Here is a 25,236-nt window from a genome sequence, read left to right on the forward strand (position 1 = left end):
TCAGCGGGTGGGACGTTTAATCGGCTTTAAAGTTTTTGGCGAGATACGAATGAGTCAACGCGGAGCTTGAGGTAGGGTGGTTACTGAAAAGGAACCCAGCCCAAATGTAAATAACCCTTCTGGCTTTCCTGGCAACTGTGCATGAATGATGCGAAGCACCGCTTCGACATCCTCACGGCAGCGCAGTGCAAACTTGTCATCTTTGATACGTAACTCCCAATCATCCCGCAAATCATGAAAGGCTTCCTGATAAGCGTTTTTGGTTTTCCTGGTCACTCTTTTGAGGTTCTTGGATCGGCCATGCGCAATCGTATTTCTGAATTCGAATAGATTACGCAGCGTTTGCCAAGGACGTCCGCTCTTTGCATTTGGAACATCAATTTCAAGCCGGTCAATGATCAGGTCAAATTTGGCAAGGGGTGGAAGTCGATCCAGGTGGTCCCAATGAGCGAACAGTCTCGGTCCTATATGATTTTGGTAGGCCTCAAAGGCAAAGGCTGTCAACAATATTGATGAGAGAAATTGCCACGAAGAGCCCTCAGGGCTCTGCCGCGCTTTTTCCAATACGCAATCGCTTGCATGCCAAAGCTCTGCATACATGATCATCTGTCGTTCTTTTTTTGTCTCGACAAAGACCTGGTCTGTCTTGCTCATGATGGCTCACCTCCTTAGTTGTGAAGCACTATCGTGGTCGGCCTCACTTGTAGGAAACCGTGGGCCTCATCTCCAATCAGTAAAGCCTTTATAAAGCTTTACACCTTCACTGCGCCAGCTGTGGGCCATCATCGGGCGCAGGAAAATAAAAAACCGCCCCTGCGGCTTTTACACCGCAGAGGCGGTTTGACTTAATCTGGCGCCATCGCCAGCAGTCCGAGCCACAGCAACGCAGCCAACACCCAGAGCCAGCGCCACTTGGTCAACGCAGCCAATGCCACCACACCGCCAGTTACTGCTACTACGCACTTCATGTGCATCTCCTATTTGCGAGTCAGGGCGGAATGCCCCATGACCTCGTATAGGGCGATGCACAACAGCTTCGTGTAAGAACTATCACATGCCAGTACCTGCGGCCCGCTGCAGGTGGCGCATCACCGCGCCGATGACAGCCTCGCCAGCCTCCGGCTGCAGCTCTCCGTCCTCATTCATCGGCAGGTAGGGCCGCGGCTCCAGCTCCACCGCCTGGTTGCGGCCAGCGTGGCCGCCCAGCTGGTGAATGCGGGCGTAGTCCAGGTTGCTGCCGATCTGCGACGAGTAGGCGTCGTAGGCAGTCACCACCGAGGCCGCCAGTTGGCCACGGTGCTGCAGCGTGACGCCGCCATCGTTGGTGGCGCGCTGGCTGGGCGTCCAGCTCGGCCGGCCCTCCGCTTCGAAGTTTTCCTCGGTGATGAACGCCAACGAGGCGGCGATGGCGCGCATGGCCGGCGTCATGTCGGCCACCGATGACTCCAGCCGGCGCAGCGCGCGTTGCACCTGGTCGTCCTGGATGACGATGCTGACAAAGTCGCTCATGACCTCAGTTCCCTTCCGGCCAGCTTGGCCAGGTCTCCGGTATAGCGCGACAGGTCCGGCGTCCAGGCCGCTGCGCCGGGGTTGTAGCTCCAGCCCACATCGGGTGAGATGCTGACTTCGCGCCGGGTAAGCGGGTCTATGGTGCGGAAGGTGGCCACCTCTCGCTGTTCGCCGGTTCGCTCGGATACCGTGCGCAGCGCGGTGCCCAGCCGGCCGGCCGAGGACTCAACCTGAATGCCGCGCGCTTCCAGATCGTCGGCCGACAGCGCGATAGTCCGGCAACGGCAGCCCCAGCCGTTCGGCGTGTAATAGGATTGCCAGAACGGGTCGTCGTAGCGAAACACGCGGCCATGCAAAGCGCGATGGCTGGGGCGGGTCTTGCTGTCCCGGATGGCGACATACATCCAGTACGGCCGGTCGGCCACGTTCTCCATCTGGATCTGCCAACGGCCTGCCATGTACGCGGTCTGCAGGTTGGTGCGGTAGATGGTTTCCAGCCGCCTGGGGCTGCCCAGCTGCACCTCGCGCACTTCGCCAGTGTCTTCGTCCAGCACTTCCTGTTTCCCCCACCAGCCCTTGGCCTTGAGGACCGGTGTCAGCTCTTTCTTGAACCAGGCAACCGTTTTGCCTTCGGCCAGCGCCTTCTCCACGGCGTCGCGGATGTCCTGCAGGATGTCCAGCCGCGTCACCTTGGCCACTGTGAACGCCTGGGCCTGGGCGTCCTGCCATAGCTCCTCCCAGTCCCAGGTGATGGCGAATCCTTTGGCTTTGAGGTAACGGATGGCCTGCTCTGGGGGCAATTTCATGCAGTAGGCGAGATCGACCTTAGCCATGCAGCCGTCCCCAGACCTTGGCGGTGAAGATGGCGCGCGCCAGGCGCTCCTGCAGGCCGCTGGCGCCCATGTCCGGGTATAGCTCGGCCAGGCTGCCCAGCAGCTCGTCCGGCTGCGCGCCGGCCTGGATGCGGTCGAACAAGGGCTGCAGCATGGCGGCGGCGTCCGCCTGCAGCTCGTCGGCCGACAGCGCATCCAGCGCCGCGTCCAGCGCGTCCTGGTCCGGCGCTTCTTCGTCGGCTTCGGCAAACTCGGCGCTGGTCTCTGGCTTGGCGGTCTCCACCAGGTCACCGTCCTGCAGGTTGTAGGCGCGCTTGAAATAGGCCGGGGTGAACGTGGCGCCGGCGCGGGTCAGCTTCTCGTCGCGGCCTGCCTGGACTTCGTCCACTTGCTCCTGTTCCCACATCTCGAACCGCGGGCGGTCGCCGCCGTTGAAGTTCAGCTCGCAGACCCAGCGCACCAGCTGGTTCAGCGCCTCCTCGATCACCTCTTTGTCGCCGTCGCGGATGTCGCGGGTCACCTCCAGCCCGGCCTGGGCCGAGGCGCGGTTGGCGCTGGCCTCGGTGGTCTGGTTCTGGCCCAGCAGCGCGATGGAGACCTCGGAGCGGCAGAAATGGAGCAAGCGCTCGTAGACGTCGGCATTGTTGGCACCGTTGGCGGCCTCTTTGATCTCCACGCTGGAGTCGTCCGGGACGACCGCCACGGCGTCCTGGACCATGGCTTCCAGGCTATCCAGCAGCAGGTCGGTTTCCTGTGTCGATGCCGAACGCGGGTGTTTGCCGACCAGCCAGGGCGAACCGTACTTCTCGGTGAACTGCACCCAGAACTTGAGGCCGCCTTTTTTGAAAGTGGTGGGCCAGAAGCACATGGACAAATCGGGGAAGCCGTAGGGGTTGTCGTAACTGGCGTCCTGGCGCGGTACCAGGAACTTGCGCGCGGGCAATTCCTCGCCCTTCAGCGGGGCTTGCTTGGTGCGCAGGCGCAGCTGGTTGCCCTCGTCGTAGATGAACCAGTCGGCCGGCTTGCCTACGATGTCCACCGGCACCAGGTAGCTGCCCACCTTGCCCCACATGATCTCCATCGGCTGGTAGCCGTAGAGCATGGCGTCCAGCATCTCGCCGATGATGCGTGACAGGTTCAGGTCGTTGAAGATAGACGCCACAGACTTGGCTACCCGGCTCTTGGCCTGGTCACGATCCAGCCCCCATTCCAACGCCTTCACCGCCGCCTTGCGGCGCCGGATGCAGCCGCCCACATGCGCGTCGGCGCGCAGCTCGCGGTAGACCTTGATATCCTTGCCCAACGCTTTCAGCACCGGGTCCGGGTTGGGGAGATACATGCCCAGGCCGTAGAAGTCGATGCTCCTGGAGCGGGTGGCGATCTGGCTGGACAGGCTGGAGCTCGATTCGCCGAACTGGACGAACTCGGTGGGGCTGACCCACATGCCCTTTGCTTTCATGCGTACCCCTGTGTGATGCGGGTGGCGGTGCGGCGGCGGCGTGACTTCACCGACACCGGGCCTTTGTTGAGTTCACGGCTGGCGTAGTACGCCAGGGCAAGCGCCACCGCGGCGTCGCCGTGGCGCTTGCCCTGGTCTTCGCCAGTTGTGCGCACATCCGGGATGCGCGGCACGCCCTTGATGACCTGGACGGCGCGCAGGTCAGCCAGGATGTCGGCGTCCCTGGGCAGGTCTACCAGGTCGCCATCTTCCAGCGCCGCCTTCAGCGGCGGCATATGCTCGCGGTACCAGCTCTCGGTCAACATCACTTGCTGGATGCGGCTGGCGCCGTAGCGTTGCATGGCGAACTCAGCCAAGGCGTGACCGTTGCCGCGGGCGTCGAAGGCGCCGCCCATGAAGCGCGGCAGGCGGTCCAGTAGGTAAAAGGCGATCTGCTCTTGCTGGCGGAACGGCACATTGCGCAGCTCCAGGATGAACGGCACCCGGCGCACCAGGTTCTGCTGCTGGATCAGCGGCACATGCACCGACAGGTCGCCGGTGCGGCCGAAGTCTTCGCCGTTGAAGCTGATGGCGTCGACAGGCAGTTGGGTCAGCAAGGGCGCCAAGTTGACCTCCAGCCAGTCGCTGCACTCGGCATGGCGGACATGGTCAGACAGCAGCTCGAAGCCATTCGGGCAGGCATAGCGCAATACCGGCGTATCGGCTGACATGCGGGATTCGATCAGTGCTCTGGACAGCCAGGCGCCGCCGCTGTGCTTGGGGATGCAGCCATATTCTTCGTCGGCCGACTCCCTATTCGGCGCATTGCGGTACAGGTCGTCGCGCCATTTCTTTTCCGCCTCCGGCGACCAGATCTGGCCAGTGACGTAGCAGATGCGCTGGTACAGGCCATCGGCGATGGCGTCATCCAGGGTGATGCGGTGAATGCTGTAGTCCTTGCGCCCCTCGCGCGCTTCCTGAATGTACTGGTTGAACAGGTTTTCGACGCCGTTGTGGGTGCTGATCAGCCGCACCTTGTTGCCCCACATGGTCAGCGCCAGCGCCGCTTTGAGCAGTTCCTCCAGCGAGTCGTGGAAAGCCGCCTCGTCGATCACCACATCGCCCTGCAGGCCGCGCAGATTGGACGGCCGGCTGGACAGCGCCTGGATTTTGAAACCGCTCTTGGGGAAGCGAATCATGTAGGTGAGGATTTCCTCCTGCTTGCCTTCGTCCCAAAAGCTTTGCTCGTAGACATCGGCCTGGGCCAGCTCGTTGAAGGCCTTGGCGAACAGTGCGCAGGCGGCGATGTACTCCAGCGCCATTTCCTTCTTGCTGCCCACGTAAAAGGTATTGCAGCCCTGGCGCCGGCGCGGCCGGGCGGCCTTGACCACGTTGCGGCCGGCCTCCGCCCAGGTAAGGCCGGTGCGGCGGCTCTTCTCCGCGAACATGATCTGGGCTTCGTCCTCGAACCAGCGCTGCTGGTACGGCAGAAACACCGGCTGTTCGGCCGGGATGGCATCGGCCACGTCCTGCGGCACCACCACGCCGGCCAGCTCCATCTCTTCGGCCAGGTCGATCTTGCGCGGCGCGCCCAGCGGCTTGAGCGGTGGCTGGGCCATCATTCTTTCCCCAGCAGGATGCGACGAATACGGGATTCCATCTGCTCGCTCATGCCATCGGCACCGCGAAGTTCTTCCAGCTTTTCTTCCTGTTCGGCCAGCAGCTTGGCGCGGACTTCGCGCTCAATGCGGGCCTGCTCGTCCAGACGGAATTTCTTCTGGTTGACGCTGGCGCGGGCGAGCGTGGCGATGTTCTTGGCGGCCTTGGACAGCAGCGCTATGCGGTCTTCCGGCTTGATGTCTTCCTCGTTGGCCTCTTGCAGATTGACGATGCTTTCGAACATTTCGGTCTGCACCAGGGCGATCACCGCCTCGGAGCGGGCGTCCTGATCGTCGGCCGCGCCTTCTGTCAGCAAGCGGGCGGCCTCGGTGCTGGCCTTGATGGCGGCAAAACGGCGCTCGATCTTCTGGCCATAGCGGTGGATTGCGCTCTTGCTGATGGCGAAGCCCTTGTCGCGCAATGTCCCCTCCAGCAGCTGGTAGCCGCTGAAGTTGCCGTCCATCAAGGCCTTGTCCAGCCAGTCGCGCACGGCCTGCGGTAGTTGCTCGACGCTGTTCCTACGAGCCATCACCAGTACCTCTTGGGGCGAGCGATGCCGGCCGGACACTCCGCGTTGTATTCCACTACGTCCACGCCGGCCCGCTCGATACGCGCTGTCACTCGTCCATCCGGCAGTTCGGTTACCTCGGCCAGTCCGGCGGATTCCAAATACGCCAAGTGAGCGCGAATGTCGGCGGCGCTGGCGCGCAACGGCACCGCTTCCAACACCGATAAGATCAAGCGCTCGGCTACTGGATAGCCGCCGCCGTGATACAACGCATCCAGTGCCACCCAGCGAGCGGTTTCGCGTTCCGTTTGTTCAATGGCTTTGCTCATGCTCGGTTCTCCTTGTTCATCAGTTTGTCCAGCCGGGCCGCCACTGCGTCCAGCTTGGCATGCAGAACGGTTTCGCTGCGGATGTGGTCGTCGCGCCGCACGCATCCGTCTAGGCGTGTGCCCACCGCGTCAATACGCGCCACCAGCACAGTCAGCTCGCGGATAGCATCGTCGCGGCGCTGGTAATGCAAAGGCAGTTCTGCCAGCAGGCGCTGCACCTCTCCATCTAAGCGGGCAATATCGTGGGATTGCTTATCCAGCCGTTTGTCCATGTCCACCACCAAGCGCGTCAACATGGCGCGGATCACACCCAGCAGCGCCCCAGACCAGGCAATTACCAGACCCATGGCCCAGGTAGCCTCTGTCCAGCCGATAGTCATCGTCCGGCCTCCGATAGGGTTTGGCAGTCGATGCAACGAGTGCAGCCTGGCGATGCCTGACGGCGGGCTTCCGGGATGGGCTCGCCGCAGTCGTCGCATTGCGCCAGGCTGGCGCCCAGCGGCCGGCTGGCGGCGGTCTGAGCCGCCAAGGATGCCGCCAGGTGCAACGCCTCCAGCTCCTGGGCGCGGTCAAACTCATCCATGGTCGGCCTCCTGGTGCAGCCGGATGAAGCTTTCCAGACGGGTTTCCAGCTCCTGGCACCAGCGGCCATAGTCGGCCGCGTGGTTCAGTAGGTCTGCGGGCGGTAACCCGCGCTCGGCGGCGCTGGCTTGACCGGCATCACCAGCATTTCCGGCGTCGGCCGCGGGCAGACCTGGATCAAGCTCGGAATAGCCGAGGGCGGCGCGGTAGAGCCGCAGGCTGTCAGGGCCAAGACCAGTCCAAGCCTGGCCATCATTGCGTGTCGCATCGGCGATCCTTTCGCGGAGTTGGGCCTGGCTGCGCGCCAGCTGGCCCTGGGTTTGCAACAGCTGCCAGCCCACCTGGTGCGCCAGGTCGTTCAGGTGCGCTTGCTCGGCATGGGCCGCCGCCAGCACCTGGTTTTGTTTCTCAGACTTCTGCAGCAATTCGGCAGCATGCGCGGCTTCTTGCTTGGCCATCTTGGCCTCATAGATGCGGGTAGCTTGGCCTTGGCCGCTGCCGTAACCGACGAATCCCGCCACACCCAGGGTGACGCCGCACAGTGCCACGCGCAGGACATTGAGCAGCAAGGGGTTGGCGCTAAGCATTGTTGGCCTCCTTGCTGTCACGCTTGGTGGCGATCCAGCTGCGGGCTGCGGAATAGCCTCCCACCACGCCCAGGTAGATCAGCCAGACATCGGCGGTCAGCGTGCCGGCCACCCCTTGGTAAACGAACATGCCGGTAGCTGCGGCGCAGGCCACGTTGGCCCACAGCTTGCTGTGGCTCAGCCGGCCGGTGGCGGGGTTTTGGATCAGATCGGCCAGGCCCATTACTGGTACCCCCGCGGCAATTCGAAATGCGGGAATTCGCGGAACGGCGCAGTGGGCTTGCCATACCAGTTCAGTCCCAGCTCGGTTCCGATCCGGCCCATGATTTGCCAATGGGGGTGTTTCTGGTCCCACTGTGGCTTGCCGCCCACCATGGGCACGGCATCAAACGCACGCGCAGCGGGACGGTTTTGGATGGTGAAGTTGTGAGCGGATTGGCCGGCGCGGGCATTGGTGACAATAGGGCCGGGACTGCCCTTGCGGCCCTGGGCGTAGAGCTGGTCCTGTTCTGCCCCCGAGCGGTACGTGCAGTAAATCAGGACATCCAGTCCGGCATCGGTGCAACGGCGCAAAAACGAATGCGCCAGGGGTTGAAGGTCCGGGTGAAGGTCTTCGAGTCGGCGGCTTGCCATGGTTTCCCTCCTGTCAAAATGAAACATGCCACCCATTTTCGGGTGGCATGTTCGGAGGGGCCTTTAAAGGGGTTTAAGGTTATTTTGCCATTGAGCCTATGACGAGAATTTATTTCTTCGGGCAAGTGTAGGCAACGGTACCAACATTACCGTCAGCCCTCACTCCTAACACTGCCAAGCATCCTTTGTGCGGAGGAGTATCACTGGTAGACGCGATCTGCTCGGTGGCAAGCTTGCCTTTGTTTTTTTCCGCCCTGAGGCATTCAGTTTTGTTTTCCTGGTAGCTTGCCAGCTCCCGTTTTATCCAGCCTGGATTAGCCTCTGTGCCTCTCCTTTGAGCTGCAGCAAGTTGCGCTTGCCACCAAGCTTGCGCATGTACCCCAGCAGCAAAGCAACGGCCAAAAGGTTCGTCAAAGACACTTTTCCCAAATATTTCACCACGAGACTGTAACTGACTAAAGCTTCGGCTTTGAGTGTTGATAGCTTTCAGCTCTCCAGTAGCTAATGTCTTTTGAGCCACTTTCATCGCTGCATCCAATTCCTGAATGTAACGACTAGCATCTGGTGGGCTGGCTGCAGTAGCAAGCAATGGTACGCATAGACCAAGAGCGAAGGTAATTTTATTCATCACGGAGCCTTTATTATGTAGAGCGATAAGGATTTCTGTCTCGGATATGGCTAGAACAGCTGCTGATTAACCTCCTCAGGCACGGGGTCAGCCGCTTGCGTGGGCAGATTCCGATTGATGGAGGAGTGCTTTACACGTTTTGGATGGCTCTTGATGGGTGTTTTGTGCTGAGTAGCTTGCTTTGAAGGTTTGATAGTCTGCCAGCTAGGTTGTCCACCTTGGGGAGAGGCTACACATTGCACGTCATCGGCCTGTGGGTTATCGATGATGCTACCGATGCTATATGTCTTGCCATGGAATTCGCAATTGCGGATAAGCATTTCTGCTGAGCTGGCTCGCTTCGATGCTTGATAACTCCAATAGCCCAAAACGATAGTTGTGGCGATTGCAAGACCAGCCATTATAGAGGCGGTGAAAACCCCCTTGCGTGTACTGGCGAGCTTAACTGCCGCAGCGTCACACGATGGGCATGTTTGGGGGCGACGAATGGTTCCTTGATTTCGTCTTAGCTGATCGGAGAGAGCGTTAAGTGACGCGGTTTGTTGACGATGTTGTTGTTCAAGATTGGAATAGGCTTGCTGGGAATGGCGCAGCCGATCTGTAGTGTCGGCATACTGCTTTCGCAGTTTTTGCTCTGTCGACTGTGCCTCTGTGTACTTGGCCTTCAGTTCACTTAGCTGTATCAGCAGGCCTGCTGGTAACCCTGCAGAATCTTCGCCACGAAAATTAGCTTGCTCAATCCACAGATCAAGAATGGCATGAGCCGCCTTTTCTTGATCTTTGAACAGTTCATTGTGTCCTTCGCCAAGAATGTCCTTGAGTCGCCCCCAAATCTCTGCACTATTTTTCCCGGTCATCTCAATCAACTGACGACCCTTAATCTTGATTGGCCAAACCTCAGCAGGGTTGAGACGCTCACGTTCTTGGCCGCTGTAGATATGGTTGTTGATATTGCCGTTGGCTAACTGCCCGTTAAAATCGCCTTGCACATTCTGGTTTTGGTTTCGTTCGTCCACGGTGTTGCTTTCGTTCGTGCCGCTCAACCTGGCGAATGGAACGAAGCCATCCGCCAGCCTCTTCGAGCTAACTACGCTACCAGCTTTACCAAAAATTGCACCTGTCATTCAGGACAATTCGACTACGTACAGATTTACTTCTCTCCGGTTTTTCCACCTATGTGCATGCCACCAGAGACCGTATTAGTGACATCGCCCTCAACTACTTGACCATGGAAGCTGCCGCCGACTGAAATCTTACTGCCGGACGATGGCCGAACGCCTCCTTTCAAGCCTGCGACGATGGTCGCTTTCACTTCAAGGGGTGCCGCGCGGAACAGTGCTAGTAACTCCTGCTCATCGCTTGAGAGAGCTTGGGCAGAACGCATACCAGTCACGATGTACTGCACATCGGCCCCAACTTTTGTGATTGCGGCTAGATAGCCCGCCTTGGGTTGGGTCACGTCCTTCTCATAGTCAATCTGACTTTTTTTGGTTGTTTCTGCCAACCCAGCAAAAGCGGGCTGCGTGAAGCCTAAACGCTCGCGCTCTTCCCTCAGGCGTTCACCAATAGACACTAAAAGCTCTCCAATCAGATTGACAGGTAACTTTTTAGTTACCATAATCAAGTCACACCGTCCCACCACGAACGGCAACTTAAGCGGCACTCTCCTAAGCGCCGCCGCCCCTTAACCAGGAGCTATCCATGCAACTACGCACCCCCGAAGAGGCCCGAGCCGAGCTTCAGGCCAAAGGGATTTCCATCACCCAGTGGGCCATCGCAAACAAGTTTTCTCCGAACCTGGTGTTCGAAGTTCTGGGCGGCCGGAAGAAGTGTGTGCGCGGCCAAGCACACGAAATCGCGGTCAAGCTTGGCATCAAGGCCGGTGAGATCTGCACCGACCCGGCCAATGCTTTGGCTCAGTCCCGTCGCCGTGTTGCCGCATGAGGCCCGTCATGTCCAAGTCACTACTGACTGATTCGAGCAAGCCCAGTGCTATCCCGGTCGTCGCCGACGCGCTGTTTCTGCCGGACTCTCTATCGGCACTGCGTGCGCAATCCGCATTGCACCAGCGGCTGCAGTTGACTGCAGCCCAGCGCGCTGAGGCAGAGAGCCTGTCTCCGTGCCTGGGGATCAGCCTGCAACAGGTTTACCGCAGGCTGCGCTCCGGCGAACTGTCCTTAACCTCCAAGTAACGGCCGCTGATCATGTCTGCCCACGCACCCACTTCGCCCATTACCGCCGCAATCTCATTGTGGTCGACAAAGCTGGCCTTCGGCGCGGAGACGAACTTTTCCAGCTTATCGACCAACGCGCGCGGGTCTAGTTGGCCCGACCGGATGGCGGCATCCAGCAGCGCCTCAATCATCAGGTTCTGCGCGGTGATCTGCGCCTGCAGCCTGGCCTCTAGGTCCTTCATCATGGCTTGCTCCCTTGTGTGGATTATCCGCTGTTCATGCTATGCGGTGCAAACCCGTTGCACCAGCTGCAAAACGGCATTTTGTTTGGAGCAACTGTCCTGGAGGACATTCCAATGAGTCGCCGCAACTGGAAGCGCCTGCAGCCCAGCTCGCTGCGCCACGCGCTGGAACTGTGCAAAGACTTTGCGAGGGAACGGCACAACCTGTCGGTGGAGCGGATCGCCGAGCAGATGGGCCTGGCCGACCACTGGACCCTCTACAAGTGGATTCAAAACGGCCGCATGCCGATCTGCCTGGTACGCGCCTACGAGGCGGTATGCGGCATCAACTATGCCACGCGCTGGCTGGCTGCCAGCGGCGGCTTCCTGCTGATCGACATGCCCACCGGCCGCAATGCCTCAGCCGAGGACATCCAGGTGCTACAGCAGATTTTGAACGACGCAATCGGCCAGTTGTTGAAGTTCTCCCAAGGCAAGGGCCAAGAGGCTGACACCCTGGCAGCGATACAGCAAGGCCTTGAGGGCCTGGCCTGGCACCACCGCAATGTCGAGCGGCACATGCAGCCGGAACTGGAGCTGAACCCATGAGCGTGCAAACCAACAAGAGCTCCGAGAAGGTGCTGGACGTGCTGACGGTGATGCTGGGCCACTTCGCCCACGGACTGACGCCGGGCGAACTGGCCAAGGCCACCGACCTGTCGCCGTCCAGCATCACCCGCTACGTGGCCACGCTGGAAGAAGCCGGCTTTGCCGAGCGCATCCCGGAAACCGGCCGCATCCGCCCCTCGGTCAAGCTGGCCCAACACGCGGTGGCGATCCTGCGCAGCCTGGAGGCCGCTCGCAGCCGCCTGGACGAATTGACCACCCGCATCACGATTGAACGATAAGAGGAGTTCCGAACATGGCACGTGCCAAATCTACCGAAGCACCCAACATCGCCCCAGCCGTTGAGCTGCGCCAGGACGCAGTAGATGCCGCGAATGTGATGGCGATTGCTCAGGCCAACTATGGCGAAGAACGCGACCTCGTAAATCAGTTGCTTGGTCAGGCTCAGATGGCCGAAGCGTTTGGCAAATTTTCCCAAACGGTTTGGAGTTCCAAGCTTGCATACGTCAAGGAAAACAAGCTGTATCGGGCATTAGCAGGAAAGAAAAATCCAAACGGTTTGGAGTTGCAGGGCACGTGGCAAGAGTTTTGCGGTTTGCTTGGTGTCTCGGATGAGAAGGCGAACCAGGACATCGCCAACCTCCGCGCCTTCGGCGAAGAAGCCCTGGAAAGCATGTCCCGCATGGGCATCGGCTACCGCGAGCTGCGCCAGTTCCGCAAGCTGCCGGAGGACCAAAAGACCGCGCTGATCGAAGTGGCCAAGGCCGGCGACAAAGAGAGCTTTGTCGAACTGGCCGAGGAGATCATCGCCAAGCACGCCAAGGAGAAAGAGGCGCTGGCCGCGCGCGTGGAGGAAGCCGAGGCGAATCTGGAAGCGCGGTCGCGGGTACTGCAGGACAAGACCAGCAAGATCGACCAGCTGACCGAGGAAGTGGCCAAACTTTCCAACCCGTTGAAGACGCCTCCCTGGGACAAGCGCGTGGCGCCGTTCCAGCAGGAAATCACCCAGCGGCAGTCGGTGCTGGAAGCCGCCATCGCCAAGCATCTGGAAGCGGTGCAGGCGCTGGACGCCTGGCTGACTGCGGAAATCACCCAGGCCCCCGACTATGACCCGGAAATGCCGGCGCCGCTGCCGCCAGCAGTACGCGCGGTGCTGCTGCACCTGGACGACTCCGTCACCCGCACCGCCATGCTGGCGGCAGAGTTGCGCGACGAGTTGAGCCGGCGCTTCGCCGCGGACATTGACGACGCCAGGCGGAACGTCCTGACCGAAGGCAGCGAGGCGTAAGGGAGGCGGCTATGTCCATGACACCGGAAGTGCGCGAGGTTTTGCGCGGTCTGGCAGGCAAGCTGGATGCGGCGCGGTACGGCGAACAGACCGCGCTGGTGCAAGAGGCGGCTGTGTTCCTGGGCTGGTCCCCGCAGACGGTTTACCGCCAGCTGAAACAGGCGGTGGGCTGGAAGTCCGGCCGCAAGCCGCGCTCGGACAAAGGCAGCACCATGGTGGCCGAGGAGGCGCTGGTCACGCTGGGCGCGGTACAGCGCGAGGCGATCCGCGACAACGGCAAGCAGACGCTGTTCACGACTACCGCGCGCGGCATGCTGGAGCAAAACGGCATTGAACTGAAGGTGAGCAACAGCCAGCTGAACCGACTGATCCGCGACCGCAAGCTGAACGTGGCCGCCCAGCGCTGCGCGGACCCGGTGCAGGCGCTGCGGGCGCCGCATCCCAACCACACCCACGAAATCGACCCGTCGCTGTGCCTGGTGTACTACCTGAAGGGCCGGCAGCACATCATGCGCGACCGGGACTTCTACAAGAACAAGCTGGAGAACTTCGCCAAGGTGAAGTTCAAGGTGTGGCGCTACGTGCTGTACGACAAGGCCAGTGGCGTGATCGTGCCCTGGTACTGCGAGTCGGCCGGCGAGAACCAGCACAAGCTGTTCGAATTCCTGATGTTCGCCTGGGGCGAACAACCGGGCCGGCTGTTCCAGGGCCTGCCGCGTTTCCTGCTATGGGACAAGGGCAGCGCCAACACTTCGGCTGCCATCAAGAACCTGTGCCGCGCCCTGGGCGTGGAAACGCTGGAGCACCAGGCCGGCCAGGCCCGCGTCAAGGGCGGGGTGGAAGGCGCCAACAACATCGTCGAGACCCAGTTCGAGAGCCGGCTGCGCTTTGAGCCGGTGGAAAGCATCGAACAGCTGAACCACGCCGCCATAGCCTGGAGCCGGGCCTGGAATGCCAACCTGATTCCCGGCCAGGATACCCGGCTGCGCCGTACCGGCCTGGCCGAGCCGGTTGCGCGCATAGACCTGTGGCAGCTGATTCAGCCGCAGCAGCTGCTGTTGCTACCCCCGGTGGAAGTGTGCAAGGCGTTCATGACAGCCAAGGAAGAGATTCGCAAGGTTCGTCCAGACCTGACCGTTTCGTTCAAACATCCGCAAGCCGAACGCACCGCCGCCTACAGCCTGCGTGGGTTGGATGGGGTCAACGTAGGGGACGAAGTGCGCGTCAACGCCATGGTGTTCGGCGACTGCGCCATCCAGGTGGCGGTGTCGGTCTACAACGGCGCCGACCGCGTCTACCAGGTGGAGCCGGAGCGCGCCTACGACGCCTATGGCCAGCTGCTGTCTGCCCCGGTGATTGGCGAGGCGTACAAGTCCATGCCGCAGACCGCGATAGAACATGCTGCCAGCGCCATGGATGGGCAAGCCTACCCCGGCATGAACGCGGAGGAGATCAAGGCCGCGCGAGCCAAGAAGGCGACACCGTTCGACGGCGCGCTGAACACCCACAGCTACCTGCAGGACGTCGAGCTGCCGGCCTACCTGCCGCGCCGCGGCACGGAACACGCGCTGGCCGCGCCGGCTATCGAATACCCACCGCTGACCCTGATAGAGGCCGCCAAGCAACTGAAGCAACGTGTCACCGCGGCTGGCGGCGAATGGACGCAAAACCGTTTCCAATGGCTGGCCCAGCGCTACCCGGCCGGCGTACCCGAAGACCAGCTCGCCGCCCTGGTGGCCGAGCTGACCAGCCCGGCAGCGGGCACCAAGTCGCCGCTTCGCGTAGTGAAGTCGGCATAAAGGAGCAAGTCATGTTGAAGCTGAAGAGCGTGCTGCAAAAGGTCGGCCGGAAGCAGGCTGACCTGGCTGAGCACTTGAATGTTTCCCAGGCCACCGTGGCCCAGATCGTCAATCACGGCGAATGGCCCAAGAGCCTGGATGAAACCGACCTGCAGGAGAGCATCCGCCGCTATCTGCAGGCGCATGGCGCCAGCGATGGGGACATCGACGGCGCATTTGAAGAGGTGAGCGAGCCGCGCGGGAACGCGGCCCGCTCGGTCTCCCAGACGAAAACCGACCAGGAATCCAACCAGGAGGAAACCATGTTACTACGCAAACAGACCTTGTTGCCCGCCACCCGCAAACATTTCAGCTTGTTCCGCGATCCATTTGCAGATGACGCCATTCAGTCCAACGAGGACATGTTCATCAGCCCGGACATCCGCTACGTGCGAGAAGCCATGTTGCAGACGGCCAAGCATGGCGGTCTGCTGGCGGTGGTGGCGGAGTCCGGCGCCGGTAAGACCACGCTGCTGCGCGACCTGGAAGACCGCATTCAGCGCGAGACCCAGCCGATCCAGATCATCAAGCCCTACGTGTTGGCGATGGAGGACAACGACAAGCAGGGCAAAACACTCAAGTCAACCCATATTGCTGAGGCCATCATGGCCGCCGTGGCCCCGCTGGAGAAGCCGAAGAGCAGCCCCGAGGCTCGCTTCGCCCAACTGCACAAGGCGCTGCGCGAAAGCCATGCCGCAGGGTACCGCCACTGCCTGGTGATTGATGAGGCGCACTCCCTGCCCATCGCCACCCTCAAGCATCTGAAACGCTTCTTCGAACTGGAGCTGGGCTTCAAGAAGCTGCTGTCCATCATCTTGATTGGCCAGCCGGAGCTGAAGCTGAAGCTGTCCGAACGCGATGCGGGAGTGCGCGAGGTGGTGCAGCGCTGCGAAATGGTGGAGCTGGCACCGCTGGAAGGCGCACGCCTGGAGGAGTACCTGAAGTTCAAGCTGGAGCGGCTGAACAAGCCGGTAGCGGAGGTGATTGACGAAGGCGGCATCCACGCGCTGCGCGCCAGGCTGACCATCAACACCAAGCGCCTGGACCGGCCGGAATCCGTATCCCTGCTGTACCCGTTGGCTATCGGGAATCTGCTGACCGCATGCATGAACCTGGCCGCCGAGATTGGCGCCCCGCTGGTGACGGCTGACGTAGTGCGGGAGGTGTGACATGCAAACCAACCCGATTCAGGCCAAGCGGCCACCGTTCAATGCCCAAATGATGACGGGTGCAATGAAGGTGGTCCACGCGATAGAAGCGCTGACCCAGAACAACTTCACCGTGGTGTCGGTGGAGCTGAACACCCCGACCCGGCCGACCATCACCATCCAAACCTGCGGCAACTGCCGCCGGATGATCGAAAAGGGCGAGGCCGTGTACTTCAGCTTTGGCCGGGACACCTACTTTGGCCCGTACCGCCAGGGGCAGTTTGAGCTGGGCGGATGCCGGATTGTGTGGACGGAGATGGGGAACTGACCCCGTTACTCAAAATTCAAGGAGCCAGTCATGAACCTGAATCACGAAGTGGCCTCATTGCAACGCATTGCCCAATACACCTCAGAAAACATCACCCGCGCCTCGGCAGCCGGCCGCAGCTTCATCGAAATCACTCGCTCCAGCCCGGCCGCCCTGGAGCTGGTGGCGGACATCTATTCGGTGCAGTTCGAGCGCGAGGAGCGGATCGATACCAGCGTGCCGTTTGATACCGCGGCGTGGGAACAGGAAATGCTGGTGGTGTCCGCCCCGGCCAATCGCCCGGCGTGGCGCCAGTTGTACCGGATGGCGCGGCAGATGATCAACGGCAAGCGCCAGCTGCTGCAGGCCCAGGCGGCATGCTGAAGCAAGCCGTGCCCGAGCTGGACGCTGCCACCAAGCAGCGTCTGGCCGACGAGGTGGAACGGCTGGTGGCGATGGGCACTGGCCGCAAGGAGGCCAGGCGGATCGTCTGGCTGGACTATCAGGACGAGCTGCAGCAGTACCAGGTAGCTCCCGCGGCGGAAGTATCGCCCCCGGCCGAGACGGAGACAGAGGCGCCGGCCGCGTCCGCCGGAGAAATACCCGGCCCGGAACCGCCGCCGACATTGTCGCCCAGGCGATTTTGGCGGGCTGCAGATGAGGTGCCGCTGACGCCGGAGTGGCTGGAAAGAAACCGGGCCGAGTTGGCCAAGGTGAAACGATTGGTAGGACTGAGGAGTGAGGAATGAACGCTATCCCCGAAGGGTACAAGCAAGACGGAAAAGGCCGGCTGGTGCCGATCAACATCATCAAGCCGATAGACATCGCCCGCGACGAGTTTGTCGCCGAGGCACTGCAGAAAGCTGTGGCCATGCAAGACCAACTGGCCCAATTCAAGGCCGGCTTGTTCGCCGACATCGACGCATTCGTGGCGCTATCGGCCGAGCGTTACAAGGCTGATGTGGGCGGCGAAAAGGGTAACGTCACCTTGACCAGCTTTGACGGCAATACCCGCGTACTGAGGGCCATTGCTGACACGCTGACCTTCGACGAAGGGTTGCTGGCTGCAAAGGCGTTGATCGATGAGTGCGTCCAAGAGTGGACTGAGGATGCGCGACCGGAGGTGAAGGCGCTCATCTCTGACGCATTTCAGGTCGACAAGGCCGGCAACATCTCGACCGGCCGAGTGCTGGGCTTGCGCCGGCTCGATATCCAGGACGAGAAGTGGCAACGCGCGATGCGCGCGCTGTCGGAATCGGTGCGGGTGCAGTGTTCCAAGGCCTATGTCCGAATCGAACGGCGTAGCGAAGGCACTGGCAAGTTCGAAGCCGTTCGGCTGGATTTGGCGGGGGTGTGAGATGGGCAAGCTGACCAACCTGTTTGAGTGGGACCAAACCACGCTGCTAGAGGTATTTGAAGAGGCTGAGGCTACGGTCAACAACCAGTTCGACATCGTGGAAATGGAGCTGGCCGATGGTCGCTCAGTTGTGATGGCCATGATCGCAGGAACGCACGTACAGCCAATCGCTCAGCTGTTGCGGGAGGCCAAAGAGACCGCAATCGATGTGCGAGCGGATTAAACACTACGCCGCTTTGACAATTTCTTTCACCAGCAAGGAGCAAACCATGACCAAGCAAGACCTGATCAAACACCTGGCCGCCCACGCGGATGTCACCAACAAGCAAGCCGAATCCGTTCTCAACGCGCTGACCACTGCGGTGCTCGACACCGTGCGGGCGGGGGGCGAGCTGGCGATCTCCGACCTCGGCAAGTTTGGCACCACCCAGCGCGCAGCCAAGACCGGCCGCAATCCGAAAACCGGCGAGACCATCCAGATCGCAGCCAAGCGCGCGCCCAAGTTCTCCCCAGCCAAGGCGCTGAAGGACGCCGCCGCGTAAAGCGAAACCGCGCACATTGAAATATGTGCGCGGTCTGCCCGGCGTGGTTGCCGGGTACTGATGAGCAGCCAACGATGAACGCAAAGACTCAAGACCGACAGCGACTGATCCGCCTGATCCACGTAGCCAAGCGCGAGCTGGCTCTGGATGACGACAGCTACCGCGCTATTCTGCAGCGGATTGGAAGACAGGCATCCGCGGCTGACCTGACCGTTCCAGAGCTGAACCAGGTGTTGGAATACCTGAAGCGCAGCGGATTCAAGGTGCGTTCCAAAGGACAGCCCACCACTCAATCGCGCCCGCTGGCCCAGGACGAGCAGCACAAGAAGATACGCGCGCTCTGGCTGTTTCTGCATCAGATTGGTGTGGTCAAGAACCCGGCCGAGAGCGCCCTGGCTTCGTATGTGAAGCGGATTACTGGCCGGGACGCCATGCAATGGCTGGCCGGCGACCAACTGGAGCAGGTGATCGAATCGCTGAAGAAGTGGGCGATGCGTTCACTGCCCGATCTGGTGCAGAAGCTGGCGACCGAAGTGAAGCAGCTGCCACTGACCGCCGCGCAGTGCAGTGAACTGAATCAGCTGATGAATACGGCCATGGCGCGTAAAACGTTCGACCCGATGTTGAGCGCCTGGGAAAGCCTGACCGCCATCCTCAAGGCGAAGGAGGAAGCATGAAGCCCATCCATACCCGCAGCAAAGGCCCTGAGCTGCTGTCCGACCTGGCCGACCACATCGCCGAGGCTCTGCAGGAGCTGGCCAGCATTGAACGCGAGATCGGTGAGCAGCTGGGCAGCGAGATCGCCAACCGGATGGCCGCGCACTGGGGAGGCCAGAACATCTATTTCCCGATGGGACTGTCGGTCAGGTTGTCGAAACGGGACCGGAAGATATTCGAGGAATTCACCGGAGACAACCACGGCGACTTGGCGCGCAAGTACGGTGTCAGCCTGCAGTGGATTTACAAGATAGTGAAGGCTGTCCGGCGTGAGGAAATGGAGAGTCGCCAGGGCGATATGTTCAGCTGAAAGTGGTGGGCCAACCGGCTCACCACCCTTTGCAATACGTGAAATAGATTTTCAGACCGCCGTCCATCCTCTTCCCGTATCATCCCAGCTGTTCCCGATTATCACGTTACTACTTGGTGGGTTTATCTCTCACCCCCTCATGTTTGGGCGCTGGGCTTGTTTTTATTTGCCGGCGTGTGCTGGCTGCCGGTTGTATGGCTGCAGATCCGGATGGCGGGCATGGCCCGCGACGCGGCGGAGGCCGGGCAGGCGCTGCCGGCGCGCTACTGGCGTTTCGCGCGGATTTGGGAGTGCCTGGGCTATCCGGCCTTCTGCGCGATGCTGGCGGTGTATTTTCTGATGGTGTTGAAGCCGGACTGGTCGTGAGCGTGCGGCAAGAGACCGGGAGCGAGGCTTTTCTGCGCTGCTGGAAGAGGGCGGCCACGGTCTCTTGATGGCTAGTGGAGAAGCTTCATCAGCAGTGTGGCCAGAACGATCATTGACGCCCCGCCGATACGGGTCGAGATTTGCGCGAAGGGCATCATTTCCATCCGGTTGGCGGCCGACAGGATCGCCACGTCGCCGGTGCCGCCCAGGCCGCTATGGCAGGCGGCGACAATGGCCGATTCCACCGGATACATCTTCAGCAACAGGCCGATGCCGAAGCCGCTGGCCACCATGGCCAGCACGATCGCCGCGCAGAGCAGAACATACCCGGGGGTGACGGAAGCCACCATCTGGTTCCATGGCACGAATAGGGTGCCCAGCCCAACCAGGATGGCGTATGTCAGATTGCTCGTCATGAATTGGTACATCTGGTAGGCGCCCAGCTCCATCTGCGCCGGCATCACCTTGCTCACCTTGACCAGGGCGGCGGTGATAATCATCAGGATCGGCCCCGGGATGCCGGTAATCGGGGCAAATAAAGACCCCAGGGTGAAAAAAGAACAGGTGAGCAGCAAGCCGCTTCCCATCAAGCTCAAATTGATCGGCGCTTCATGTTGCGCGGCCAGCCATTCCCGATCCTCCCCGGTTTTGACCAGCATGCCATTGCCGCTGAATCGCGGGCGCTTCTTGCCATAAAAATTGAGCAGGCCGGCCAGCAGGATGGCGACGACATTGCCGATCAGCGCCGCGGGAATCAGTGTGGCGACAATTTGAGCCTGCGGGATTCGGGTCATTTCGGAATAGCCGATGGAGAGCGGCAGAATGCCCTCGCCGATGCCACCGCCCAAAATGGGAATGATGATGTAGAAGAAGGTGTGCCCAGGGGTGTAGCCGGACAATAGGCCGACAAGCATGCCGGCGGCGACGGCGCCCAGCGTTCCCACCAGCAGCGGGATGAACATCCGCAAAAAGCCCTGCACCAAAACCTTGTGGTTCATGCCGAGAATGCTGCCGACCACCAGACAGGCAATGTAGAGGTATTGCAGATTGGCGGTCTTCATCGCCATGGCCAGCGCTTTCAGCATGTCGGGGTCGAATAGCTTGTATCCCAGCAATGCCGAGGGGACAAACAGGCAGAGAATGGCCGAGCCGCCGATATGCTTGAGCACGGGAATCCTCTTGCCTAGCTCGCCCAGCAGAAAGCCGGACAGCATCATGACGGCCAGGCCGCCGATCAGGTCGTTCGGCAGGCGATGCGCGATGGCGGCGGCGACTGCAATGGCGGCGAGCGACAAATAGAGCGGCAAGGGCAGCGGTCCGACGCGCATGGCCATCAATTTGCTCCATGGCCCATTGCCTGCCGGCGGCTTGCTAACGGTTTCCTCTATATGCATTTTTGTCTCCTCTGATAGGGCGTGACGGCGCCGCCGGGCTGGTGGCCCGGCAGGGCGCCCGCTTACGCCAAACGGTTTTTTGTCATGGATGCGATGTCTTTCAGCCAGGGCCGCTGCTGCCAATGTCTGGCGGCGAAAGCATGGATTTGGTCTTGCATGGCCAAGGTCGCGCCTATCATGTCCAGGCCTTCGAGGAACATCCGGCGATGGCGTTCGGACAGCGAGAAAGACGCCGTCAGACTTTTGCTTCGCACCGTCATGGATGCGACATCGATCGTGATCCAGCTGTTTTCCGGCGCGGAGACGTCGGCGAGAATGGTCCCGACATCGGCCTCGGCCAGCGCCACCAGCATCAGGCTGTTGTTCATCGCGTTCGAATAGAAAATCTCGCCGAAGCTTGGCGCGATCACCGCTTGGATGCCGTATTGCATCAGGCCCCAGACCGCATGCTCGCGGCTGGAGCCGCAACCGAAGTTGGGACCGGCGACCAGTATCCTGGCCGCGGCGTATTCCGGCCGATTGAGAACGAATTCCGGGCGGGGCTTTCCATCCGGGCCGAAGCGCATGTCGTATAGCAGGCCTTCGGCCAAGCCCGCCTTGTCGATGCGGCGCAGGAATTGCTTCGGCATGATCTGGTCGGTGTCCAGATTGCTGACCGGCAGCGGCGCGGCCATGCCTTCGATTCGGGTATGAATGGTCATGCGCGGACTCCCAGTTTGCGAACGTCGGTGATGCAGCCGGCGACGGCGGCAGCGGCGGCCATGGCGGGGCTCATCAGGTGGGTGATCGCATCCCGGCCTTGGCGGCCTTCGAAATTGCGGTTGGTGGTGGAGGCGCATCGCTCGCCGGGGTTGAGCACGTCGTCATTCATGGCCAGGCATAGGGAACAGCCAGGTTGACGCCATTCAAAGCCGGCTTCGATGAAGAGCTGAGCCAGGCCTTCCTGTTCGGCCTGGCGGCGCACCTCGCCTGAGCCCGGCACGATCATGGCGCGCACCGAAGGCGCCACGCTTCGTCCGCGCACGATGTCCGCGACGGCGCGCAAGTCCTCGATGCGGGCATTGGTGCAAGAGCCGATGAAGACGCGCTGGATGGGCAAGCCTTCCAATTGGGCGCCTTCGGCCAGGCCGGTGTAGCGCAGCGCCCGCTGCATGGTGAGCCGCTCAGGCCCCTCCGGCGCTGACGCGGCGACGGGGATGCGGCCGCTGATCGGAATGGATTGGTCGGGGCTGGTGCCCCATGTCACATAGGGCTCGACGTCGCCGGCCTGGAATTCAAGCTTCAGGTCGAATGGGGCGCCGTCGTCGCTGCGCAGGGCGCGCCAGTCCGCCTTCGCGGCGTCCAGCGTCGCGCCGGCCAAGTCCGGACAATGACGGGCGACGTATTCCAGCGTCAGCGCATCCGGCGCGATGAGCGCGCCGCGGGCGCCGGCCTCGACCGCCATATTGCACAAGGTCATCCGCGCTTCTATCGTCAACGCTTCAATGGCTTCGCCGCAGAACTCAACCGCGTAGCCGCGCGCGCCGTGCGCGCCGATCCGGTTGATGATCAGCAGGATCAGGTCCTTGGCGGTGGTGCCGAGCGGCAAGCGGCCGGCTACATGGATGCGCATGGTTGGCGCCAGGCGATACACCAGGGTCTGGGTCGCCAATACGTGTTCGACTTCGGAGGTGCCGATGCCGAAGCCCAAGGCCCCCAGCGCGCCATAGGTCGTGGTGTGGCTGTCGCCGCAGAGGACGACCATGCCGGGACGAATCATGCCCAGTTCCGGCGCGATGACATGTTCGATGCCTTGAAAACGGTTGTTGGCGTCGAAAAGCGGGATGCCGTGGCGCTCGCAATTCTTCTTCAGGTTCGAGGCCTGCAATGCCGAATTCGGCTCCTCGATGATGCGGATCGCCACGGGGTGGGTCGGGATGATGTGGTCGACCACGGATACGTTCTGGCCGGGCTGCAAGACTGTGCGGCCGGCTTCCGCCAGCCCGGCGAAGGCTTGCGGGCTGGTGTACTCGTTCATGATGTGCAGATCGGCGTACAGCAGCACGTTCTGCGAATCCAGACGCGCCACCGTGTGGGTCTCGACCAGTTTCTGGTACAGCGTTTGGGGTGGGGTTTGCAATGCGGTCACTCTTGTCTCCCGATGAGCCTGAAAGCGCGGAGGCTTCCTTGGGAGGCAAATTATTGGATTGCAGATTTTTGTACAATAATGGAAATATCAAACTGTTTTTAACTTGAATGCAAAAATGAGCTCGGTATCCGATGTGGCTTTTTTCATGGAAGTGGTCAAGGCGGGCACGCTGTCCGGCGCGGCGCAGGAGCTTGGCGTATCGACAGCCGCCGTCAGCCGGCGCCTGGCCAATCTCGAGGTGCGGCTCGGCATCCGGCTGTTGAACCGCACGACGAGACGGGCGGCCGTTACGTATGAAGGCGAGCTGTATCTGGCGGAGGGGAAAAAGATTCTTGGGGAGCTGGAGGAATTGGAGCAAAGGCTGGCCAGCGCGCACTCCGTCCCGAAGGGGCTGTTGCGGGTCAATGCGACCTTCGGCTTCGGCCGCCAGTTCATCGCCCCGGCGATAGCGGATTTTGTCGAGCTTCATCCCGATGTCGACGTTCAGCTGTCCCTGTCCGACCGCCCGGTCAATCTGATCGAGGACGGATTCGATGTCTGCATCCGCTTCGGCGACCTGCCCGATGCGCGTCTCACATCCAGGAAGATCGCCTGCAATCGCCGCCTGTTATGCGCGTCGCCGGGCTATCTGGAGCGTTTCGGCATCCCGGCGTCTCCGATGGATCTGCAGCGCCACCGTTGCATCGTGATCCGGGAAAGCGATGAAACCTATGGCGCGTGGCATCTTTACTCGGGAGCCGCGCAAGCCAATGTGAAGGTTCGAGGGACGGTGTCGACCAACGATGGAGAAGTGGCTGTCGACTGGGCGTTGCGGGGCTTGGGGATATTGCTGCGCTCGGAGTGGAATGTCGCGCCCTATCTGCGCTCGGGCCGATTGCGCGAAGTGCTCGGCGACTGGCGGTTTCCGCCCGCCGACATTCACGCGGTCTATCCGATGAAGAGCAACCTGTCGGCGAAAGTGCGGGCGTTCGTCAGCCATCTGGACAAGCATTTTGAGCCATACCGGCCCAGAGCGGAGGGCAAGAGTCGCTGGTAGCGCTCGGCAAAGCCGCATTGACCTGGGTGATTTGGCTCTTATCGATGAGGCCGGAAAGATAGGAATAGATGATAAAAATAGCCGCCAACGTTGTTGGCGGCTTTGCTGTCTGTTTAGATGCCGGCGCTGACGATGTCTTCGCGGGTCAGCAGGAAGACGAAGCCGTCGCCGCTCTGCGTCTCCATCCACATGAAGGGCAGGGTGGGGAAGCATTCTTCCAGCATGTCGCGGTTGTGGCCGATCTCCACCAGCAGCACGCCGCGCTCGTTGAGGAATTCCGGCGCGCGGCGCAGGATCTCGCGGGTGGCGTCCAGGCCGTCCTCGCCGGAGCCGAGCGCGATTTCCGGCTCGTGCAGGTACTCTTCCGGCAGTTCTTCCACCGATTCGGCGTCGACATAGGGCGGGTTGGAGATGATCAGGTCGTACTTTTCCTCCAGTCCCTCGAACATGTCGGTGTGGATCAGGTTGATGCGGTCCTGCAGGCCGTAATGCTCGACATTGACCGCCGCCACCTCCAGCGCGTCCAGCGAGATGTCGACGGCGTCGACCTCGGCGTCCGGGTAGTGGCTGGCCAGCTGGATGGCCAGGCAGCCGGAGCCGGTGCACAGGTCCAGCGCGCGATGCACCAGTTCCGGATGTTCGATCCACGGCGCCAGCGGTTCGCCCAGCAGCTCGTAGATGAAGGAACGCGGCACCAGCACGCGTTCGTCGACGTAGAAGTTGAACTCGCCCTGCCAGGCTTCGTTGGTCAGGTAGGCGACCGGGACCTTGTCCTCGGCGCGGCGGCGGATCAGCTCCACCACGCGCTCCACTTCTTCCGGCAGCAGCCTGGCGTCCAGGTACGGATCCAGCGTGTCGATCGGCAGTTGCAGCGCGGACAGAATCAAGTAGGCGGCTTCGTCGTGCGCGTTGTGGGTGCCGTGGCCGTAGGTCAGTTCGGCCTCGTTGAAGCGCGATACGGCGAAGCGCAGCAGGTCGCGCGCGGTGGTGAAGTGGCTGGCGGCCAGTTGGTACATGGATTTCCTTTCAATTCAATGCAACGGGGACATGGATGCACCATGTCCCCTGACAGCTATC

General features: G+C 61.3%; 36 protein-coding genes, 1 other RNA gene and 1 pseudogene. 17 read left to right on the top strand and 21 right to left on the bottom strand.

All coding sequences use genetic code 11. The annotated features are described in order from the left end of the window. Positions 1 to 54 precede the first annotated feature (54 nt). From CV_RS23495 to CV_RS22865, 16 genes are all read right to left on the bottom strand, one after another. Positions 55 to 654 (bottom strand): hypothetical protein, encoded by a 600-nt coding sequence (locus tag CV_RS23495; RefSeq protein ID WP_011135684.1) that lies wholly within the window; start codon positions 652 to 654, stop codon positions 55 to 57. Between the two features lie 191 nt (positions 655 to 845). Then, positions 846 to 968 carry a hypothetical protein gene (locus CV_RS24245; protein ID WP_256595639.1) on the bottom strand — a complete coding sequence of 41 codons (123 nt, stop codon included), beginning with the start codon at positions 966 to 968 and terminating at the stop codon, positions 846 to 848. Between the two features lie 82 nt (positions 969 to 1,050). Continuing rightward, positions 1,051 to 1,509 (bottom strand): phage virion morphogenesis protein, encoded by a 459-nt coding sequence (locus CV_RS10460; RefSeq protein WP_011135685.1) that lies wholly within the window; start codon positions 1,507 to 1,509, stop codon positions 1,051 to 1,053. Further along, positions 1,506 to 2,342, bottom strand: a complete 837-nt coding sequence (locus CV_RS10465; RefSeq protein WP_011135686.1) for a phage head morphogenesis protein — start codon at positions 2,340 to 2,342, stop codon at positions 1,506 to 1,508. The genes CV_RS10460 and CV_RS10465 overlap by 4 nt, the downstream gene beginning before the upstream one ends. Continuing rightward, on the bottom strand, positions 2,335 to 3,801 hold the full coding sequence (locus CV_RS10470; protein WP_011135687.1) for a DUF935 domain-containing protein: 1,467 nt from the start codon (positions 3,799 to 3,801) through the stop codon (positions 2,335 to 2,337). Before CV_RS10470 ends, CV_RS10465 begins: the two co-directional genes overlap by 8 nt. Continuing rightward, the gene (locus tag CV_RS10475; protein WP_227590080.1) at positions 3,798 to 5,402 is read right to left on the bottom strand and encodes a hypothetical protein; all 1,605 of its coding nucleotides are present in this window, start codon (positions 5,400 to 5,402) and stop codon (positions 3,798 to 3,800) included. The genes CV_RS10470 and CV_RS10475 overlap by 4 nt, the downstream gene beginning before the upstream one ends. Further along, a complete protein-coding gene (locus CV_RS10480) occupies positions 5,399 to 5,968 on the bottom strand; it encodes a DUF3486 family protein (protein ID WP_011135689.1) in 570 nt (189 codons plus the stop codon). The genes CV_RS10475 and CV_RS10480 overlap by 4 nt, the downstream gene beginning before the upstream one ends. Then, the gene (locus tag CV_RS10485; protein ID WP_011135690.1) at positions 5,968 to 6,276 is read right to left on the bottom strand and encodes a hypothetical protein; all 309 of its coding nucleotides are present in this window, start codon (positions 6,274 to 6,276) and stop codon (positions 5,968 to 5,970) included. The genes CV_RS10480 and CV_RS10485 overlap by 1 nt, the downstream gene beginning before the upstream one ends. Then, entirely contained in the window at positions 6,273 to 6,656 is a 384-nt protein-coding gene (locus tag CV_RS10490; RefSeq protein ID WP_011135691.1) for a hypothetical protein, read from the bottom strand. The genes CV_RS10485 and CV_RS10490 overlap by 4 nt, the downstream gene beginning before the upstream one ends. Continuing rightward, entirely contained in the window at positions 6,653 to 6,859 is a 207-nt protein-coding gene (locus tag CV_RS10495; protein ID WP_011135692.1) for a TraR/DksA family transcriptional regulator, read from the bottom strand. The genes CV_RS10490 and CV_RS10495 overlap by 4 nt, the downstream gene beginning before the upstream one ends. Next, positions 6,852 to 7,445, bottom strand: coding sequence for a hypothetical protein (locus CV_RS10500; protein ID WP_011135693.1), 594 nt, complete (start codon positions 7,443 to 7,445; stop codon positions 6,852 to 6,854). Before CV_RS10500 ends, CV_RS10495 begins: the two co-directional genes overlap by 8 nt. Next, entirely contained in the window at positions 7,438 to 7,668 is a 231-nt protein-coding gene (locus tag CV_RS10505; RefSeq protein WP_011135694.1) for a hypothetical protein, read from the bottom strand. The genes CV_RS10500 and CV_RS10505 overlap by 8 nt, the downstream gene beginning before the upstream one ends. Beyond that, positions 7,668 to 8,078, bottom strand: a complete 411-nt coding sequence (locus CV_RS10510) for a M15 family metallopeptidase (RefSeq protein ID WP_011135695.1) — start codon at positions 8,076 to 8,078, stop codon at positions 7,668 to 7,670. Before CV_RS10510 ends, CV_RS10505 begins: the two co-directional genes overlap by 1 nt. A 109-nt stretch (positions 8,079 to 8,187) precedes the next feature. Then, complete coding sequence (locus CV_RS23500; protein ID WP_011135696.1) at positions 8,188 to 8,706, bottom strand: hypothetical protein; 519 nt, start codon at positions 8,704 to 8,706, stop codon at positions 8,188 to 8,190. Between the two features lie 50 nt (positions 8,707 to 8,756). Next, positions 8,757 to 9,830 (bottom strand): hypothetical protein, encoded by a 1,074-nt coding sequence (locus CV_RS23505; RefSeq protein WP_147296133.1) that lies wholly within the window; start codon positions 9,828 to 9,830, stop codon positions 8,757 to 8,759. 26 nt (positions 9,831 to 9,856) lie between these two features. Next, complete coding sequence (locus tag CV_RS22865; RefSeq protein ID WP_218567015.1) at positions 9,857 to 10,330, bottom strand: hypothetical protein; 474 nt, start codon at positions 10,328 to 10,330, stop codon at positions 9,857 to 9,859. 77 nt (positions 10,331 to 10,407) lie between these two features. Here CV_RS22865 and CV_RS10525 point away from each other — a divergent pair, with 77 nt between their 5' ends. Next, positions 10,408 to 10,650 carry a DNA-binding protein gene (locus CV_RS10525; RefSeq protein ID WP_011135699.1) on the top strand — a complete coding sequence of 81 codons (243 nt, stop codon included), beginning with the start codon at positions 10,408 to 10,410 and terminating at the stop codon, positions 10,648 to 10,650. Positions 10,651 to 10,852: 202 nt separating this feature from the next. Here CV_RS10525 and CV_RS10530 read toward each other — a convergent pair whose 3' ends face one another. Continuing rightward, positions 10,853 to 11,125 carry a hypothetical protein gene (locus CV_RS10530; RefSeq protein ID WP_011135700.1) on the bottom strand — a complete coding sequence of 91 codons (273 nt, stop codon included), beginning with the start codon at positions 11,123 to 11,125 and terminating at the stop codon, positions 10,853 to 10,855. Between the two features lie 111 nt (positions 11,126 to 11,236). Here CV_RS10530 and CV_RS10535 point away from each other — a divergent pair, with 111 nt between their 5' ends. The 15 genes and pseudogenes from CV_RS10535 to CV_RS22875 form a co-directional block, all read left to right on the top strand. Then, positions 11,237 to 11,710, top strand: coding sequence for a hypothetical protein (locus tag CV_RS10535; protein WP_043596028.1), 474 nt, complete (start codon positions 11,237 to 11,239; stop codon positions 11,708 to 11,710). After that, a complete protein-coding gene (locus CV_RS10540; RefSeq protein ID WP_011135702.1) occupies positions 11,707 to 12,009 on the top strand; it encodes a helix-turn-helix domain-containing protein in 303 nt (100 codons plus the stop codon). Before CV_RS10535 ends, CV_RS10540 begins: the two co-directional genes overlap by 4 nt. Before the next feature lie 14 nt (positions 12,010 to 12,023). Further along, entirely contained in the window at positions 12,024 to 13,016 is a 993-nt protein-coding gene (locus tag CV_RS10545) for a hypothetical protein (RefSeq protein ID WP_011135703.1), read from the top strand. A gap of 11 nt (positions 13,017 to 13,027) precedes the next feature. Then, complete coding sequence (locus tag CV_RS10550) at positions 13,028 to 14,815, top strand: DDE-type integrase/transposase/recombinase (RefSeq protein WP_011135704.1); 1,788 nt, start codon at positions 13,028 to 13,030, stop codon at positions 14,813 to 14,815. A gap of 11 nt (positions 14,816 to 14,826) precedes the next feature. Further along, on the top strand, positions 14,827 to 16,023 hold the full coding sequence (locus tag CV_RS10555) for an ExeA family protein (RefSeq protein WP_011135705.1): 1,197 nt from the start codon (positions 14,827 to 14,829) through the stop codon (positions 16,021 to 16,023). Between the two features lies 1 nt (position 16,024). Continuing rightward, positions 16,025 to 16,330 carry a hypothetical protein gene (locus tag CV_RS10560; protein WP_011135706.1) on the top strand — a complete coding sequence of 102 codons (306 nt, stop codon included), beginning with the start codon at positions 16,025 to 16,027 and terminating at the stop codon, positions 16,328 to 16,330. A 30-nt stretch (positions 16,331 to 16,360) separates the two neighbouring features. Continuing rightward, positions 16,361 to 16,693, top strand: coding sequence for a hypothetical protein (locus CV_RS10565; RefSeq protein ID WP_011135707.1), 333 nt, complete (start codon positions 16,361 to 16,363; stop codon positions 16,691 to 16,693). Then, positions 16,687 to 17,058, top strand: coding sequence for a hypothetical protein (locus CV_RS10570; protein WP_011135708.1), 372 nt, complete (start codon positions 16,687 to 16,689; stop codon positions 17,056 to 17,058). Before CV_RS10565 ends, CV_RS10570 begins: the two co-directional genes overlap by 7 nt. Further along, the gene (locus tag CV_RS10575; protein ID WP_011135709.1) at positions 17,055 to 17,666 is read left to right on the top strand and encodes a DUF3164 family protein; all 612 of its coding nucleotides are present in this window, start codon (positions 17,055 to 17,057) and stop codon (positions 17,664 to 17,666) included. The genes CV_RS10570 and CV_RS10575 overlap by 4 nt, the downstream gene beginning before the upstream one ends. A gap of 1 nt (position 17,667) precedes the next feature. Continuing rightward, positions 17,668 to 17,889, top strand: coding sequence for a hypothetical protein (locus CV_RS10580; protein WP_011135710.1), 222 nt, complete (start codon positions 17,668 to 17,670; stop codon positions 17,887 to 17,889). Positions 17,890 to 17,935: 46 nt separating this feature from the next. Next, positions 17,936 to 18,208 (top strand): HU family DNA-binding protein, encoded by a 273-nt coding sequence (locus CV_RS10585; protein WP_011135711.1) that lies wholly within the window; start codon positions 17,936 to 17,938, stop codon positions 18,206 to 18,208. Beyond that, an RNA gene (locus tag CV_RS22870) (hammerhead ribozyme type II) lies at positions 18,208 to 18,282 on the top strand. Before CV_RS10585 ends, CV_RS22870 begins: the two co-directional genes overlap by 1 nt. Further along, a complete protein-coding gene (locus CV_RS10590) occupies positions 18,283 to 18,885 on the top strand; it encodes a gp16 family protein (RefSeq protein ID WP_011135712.1) in 603 nt (200 codons plus the stop codon). Further along, on the top strand, positions 18,882 to 19,235 hold the full coding sequence (locus CV_RS10595; RefSeq protein WP_011135713.1) for a Mor transcription activator family protein: 354 nt from the start codon (positions 18,882 to 18,884) through the stop codon (positions 19,233 to 19,235). The genes CV_RS10590 and CV_RS10595 overlap by 4 nt, the downstream gene beginning before the upstream one ends. Positions 19,236 to 19,376: 141 nt before the next feature. After that, positions 19,377 to 19,601 (top strand): annotated as a pseudogene (locus CV_RS22875) (DUF2269 family protein); the annotation flags it as partial. A gap of 71 nt (positions 19,602 to 19,672) precedes the next feature. Here the strand turns inward: CV_RS22875 and CV_RS10605 are convergent. The 3 genes from CV_RS10605 to leuC form a co-directional block, all read right to left on the bottom strand. After that, on the bottom strand, positions 19,673 to 20,995 hold the full coding sequence (locus CV_RS10605; RefSeq protein WP_011135715.1) for a 2-hydroxycarboxylate transporter family protein: 1,323 nt from the start codon (positions 20,993 to 20,995) through the stop codon (positions 19,673 to 19,675). A 62-nt stretch (positions 20,996 to 21,057) separates the two neighbouring features. Beyond that, positions 21,058 to 21,696, bottom strand: a complete 639-nt coding sequence (gene leuD, locus CV_RS10610; protein ID WP_011135716.1) for a 3-isopropylmalate dehydratase small subunit — start codon at positions 21,694 to 21,696, stop codon at positions 21,058 to 21,060. After that, positions 21,693 to 23,123 carry a 3-isopropylmalate dehydratase large subunit gene (leuC, locus tag CV_RS10615; RefSeq protein WP_011135717.1) on the bottom strand — a complete coding sequence of 477 codons (1,431 nt, stop codon included), beginning with the start codon at positions 23,121 to 23,123 and terminating at the stop codon, positions 21,693 to 21,695. Before leuC ends, leuD begins: the two co-directional genes overlap by 4 nt. A 115-nt stretch (positions 23,124 to 23,238) precedes the next feature. On the opposite strand from leuC, the gene CV_RS10620 reads away from it, so the two are divergent. Further along, positions 23,239 to 24,159: a LysR family transcriptional regulator gene (locus tag CV_RS10620; protein WP_011135718.1), complete on the top strand. Its 921-nt coding sequence runs from the start codon at positions 23,239 to 23,241 to the stop codon at positions 24,157 to 24,159. 113 nt (positions 24,160 to 24,272) lie between these two features. On the opposite strand, the gene prmB is transcribed toward CV_RS10620, so the two are convergent. Continuing rightward, on the bottom strand, positions 24,273 to 25,175 hold the full coding sequence (prmB, locus tag CV_RS10625) for a 50S ribosomal protein L3 N(5)-glutamine methyltransferase (protein WP_011135719.1): 903 nt from the start codon (positions 25,173 to 25,175) through the stop codon (positions 24,273 to 24,275). Positions 25,176 to 25,236: the final 61 nt, after the last annotated feature.

The sequence above is a fragment of the Chromobacterium violaceum ATCC 12472 genome (assembly GCF_000007705.1).
GTDB classification, from domain to species: Bacteria; Pseudomonadota; Gammaproteobacteria; order Burkholderiales; family Chromobacteriaceae; genus Chromobacterium; species Chromobacterium violaceum.

Coding starts and splice junctions, on each gene's coding strand:
- CV_RS10535 (WP_043596028.1), top strand. CDS start 11,237: ATGAGTCGCCGCAACTGGAAGCGCCTGCAGCCCAGCTCGCTGCGCCAC.
- CV_RS10595 (WP_011135713.1), top strand. CDS start 18,882: ATGAAGCCCATCCATACCCGCAGCAAAGGCCCTGAGCTGCTGTCCGAC.
- CV_RS23495 (WP_011135684.1), bottom strand. CDS start 654: ATGAGCAAGACAGACCAGGTCTTTGTCGAGACAAAAAAAGAACGACAG.
- CV_RS10555 (WP_011135705.1), top strand. CDS start 14,827: ATGTTGAAGCTGAAGAGCGTGCTGCAAAAGGTCGGCCGGAAGCAGGCT.
- leuD (WP_011135716.1), bottom strand. CDS start 21,696: ATGACCATTCATACCCGAATCGAAGGCATGGCCGCGCCGCTGCCGGTC.
- CV_RS10495 (WP_011135692.1), bottom strand. CDS start 6,859: ATGGATGAGTTTGACCGCGCCCAGGAGCTGGAGGCGTTGCACCTGGCG.
- prmB (WP_011135719.1), bottom strand. CDS start 25,175: ATGTACCAACTGGCCGCCAGCCACTTCACCACCGCGCGCGACCTGCTG.
- CV_RS10620 (WP_011135718.1), top strand. CDS start 23,239: ATGAGCTCGGTATCCGATGTGGCTTTTTTCATGGAAGTGGTCAAGGCG.
- CV_RS10540 (WP_011135702.1), top strand. CDS start 11,707: ATGAGCGTGCAAACCAACAAGAGCTCCGAGAAGGTGCTGGACGTGCTG.
- CV_RS10510 (WP_011135695.1), bottom strand. CDS start 8,078: ATGGCAAGCCGCCGACTCGAAGACCTTCACCCGGACCTTCAACCCCTG.
- CV_RS10465 (WP_011135686.1), bottom strand. CDS start 2,342: ATGGCTAAGGTCGATCTCGCCTACTGCATGAAATTGCCCCCAGAGCAG.
- CV_RS10545 (WP_011135703.1), top strand. CDS start 12,024: ATGGCACGTGCCAAATCTACCGAAGCACCCAACATCGCCCCAGCCGTT.
- CV_RS10505 (WP_011135694.1), bottom strand. CDS start 7,668: ATGGGCCTGGCCGATCTGATCCAAAACCCCGCCACCGGCCGGCTGAGC.
- CV_RS10480 (WP_011135689.1), bottom strand. CDS start 5,968: ATGGCTCGTAGGAACAGCGTCGAGCAACTACCGCAGGCCGTGCGCGAC.
- CV_RS10475 (WP_227590080.1), bottom strand. CDS start 5,402: ATGATGGCCCAGCCACCGCTCAAGCCGCTGGGCGCGCCGCGCAAGATC.
- CV_RS10590 (WP_011135712.1), top strand. CDS start 18,283: ATGAACGCAAAGACTCAAGACCGACAGCGACTGATCCGCCTGATCCAC.
- CV_RS10560 (WP_011135706.1), top strand. CDS start 16,025: ATGCAAACCAACCCGATTCAGGCCAAGCGGCCACCGTTCAATGCCCAA.
- CV_RS10490 (WP_011135691.1), bottom strand. CDS start 6,656: ATGACTATCGGCTGGACAGAGGCTACCTGGGCCATGGGTCTGGTAATT.
- CV_RS10500 (WP_011135693.1), bottom strand. CDS start 7,445: ATGCTTAGCGCCAACCCCTTGCTGCTCAATGTCCTGCGCGTGGCACTG.
- CV_RS23500 (WP_011135696.1), bottom strand. CDS start 8,706: ATGAATAAAATTACCTTCGCTCTTGGTCTATGCGTACCATTGCTTGCT.
- CV_RS10525 (WP_011135699.1), top strand. CDS start 10,408: ATGCAACTACGCACCCCCGAAGAGGCCCGAGCCGAGCTTCAGGCCAAA.
- CV_RS10580 (WP_011135710.1), top strand. CDS start 17,668: ATGGGCAAGCTGACCAACCTGTTTGAGTGGGACCAAACCACGCTGCTA.
- CV_RS10570 (WP_011135708.1), top strand. CDS start 16,687: ATGCTGAAGCAAGCCGTGCCCGAGCTGGACGCTGCCACCAAGCAGCGT.
- CV_RS10605 (WP_011135715.1), bottom strand. CDS start 20,995: ATGCATATAGAGGAAACCGTTAGCAAGCCGCCGGCAGGCAATGGGCCA.
- CV_RS10485 (WP_011135690.1), bottom strand. CDS start 6,276: ATGAGCAAAGCCATTGAACAAACGGAACGCGAAACCGCTCGCTGGGTG.
- CV_RS23505 (WP_147296133.1), bottom strand. CDS start 9,830: ATGACAGGTGCAATTTTTGGTAAAGCTGGTAGCGTAGTTAGCTCGAAG.
- CV_RS24245 (WP_256595639.1), bottom strand. CDS start 968: ATGAAGTGCGTAGTAGCAGTAACTGGCGGTGTGGTGGCATTGGCTGCG.
- CV_RS10550 (WP_011135704.1), top strand. CDS start 13,028: ATGTCCATGACACCGGAAGTGCGCGAGGTTTTGCGCGGTCTGGCAGGC.
- CV_RS10460 (WP_011135685.1), bottom strand. CDS start 1,509: ATGAGCGACTTTGTCAGCATCGTCATCCAGGACGACCAGGTGCAACGC.
- CV_RS10530 (WP_011135700.1), bottom strand. CDS start 11,125: ATGATGAAGGACCTAGAGGCCAGGCTGCAGGCGCAGATCACCGCGCAG.
- CV_RS10575 (WP_011135709.1), top strand. CDS start 17,055: ATGAACGCTATCCCCGAAGGGTACAAGCAAGACGGAAAAGGCCGGCTG.
- CV_RS10585 (WP_011135711.1), top strand. CDS start 17,936: ATGACCAAGCAAGACCTGATCAAACACCTGGCCGCCCACGCGGATGTC.
- CV_RS10565 (WP_011135707.1), top strand. CDS start 16,361: ATGAACCTGAATCACGAAGTGGCCTCATTGCAACGCATTGCCCAATAC.
- CV_RS10470 (WP_011135687.1), bottom strand. CDS start 3,801: ATGAAAGCAAAGGGCATGTGGGTCAGCCCCACCGAGTTCGTCCAGTTC.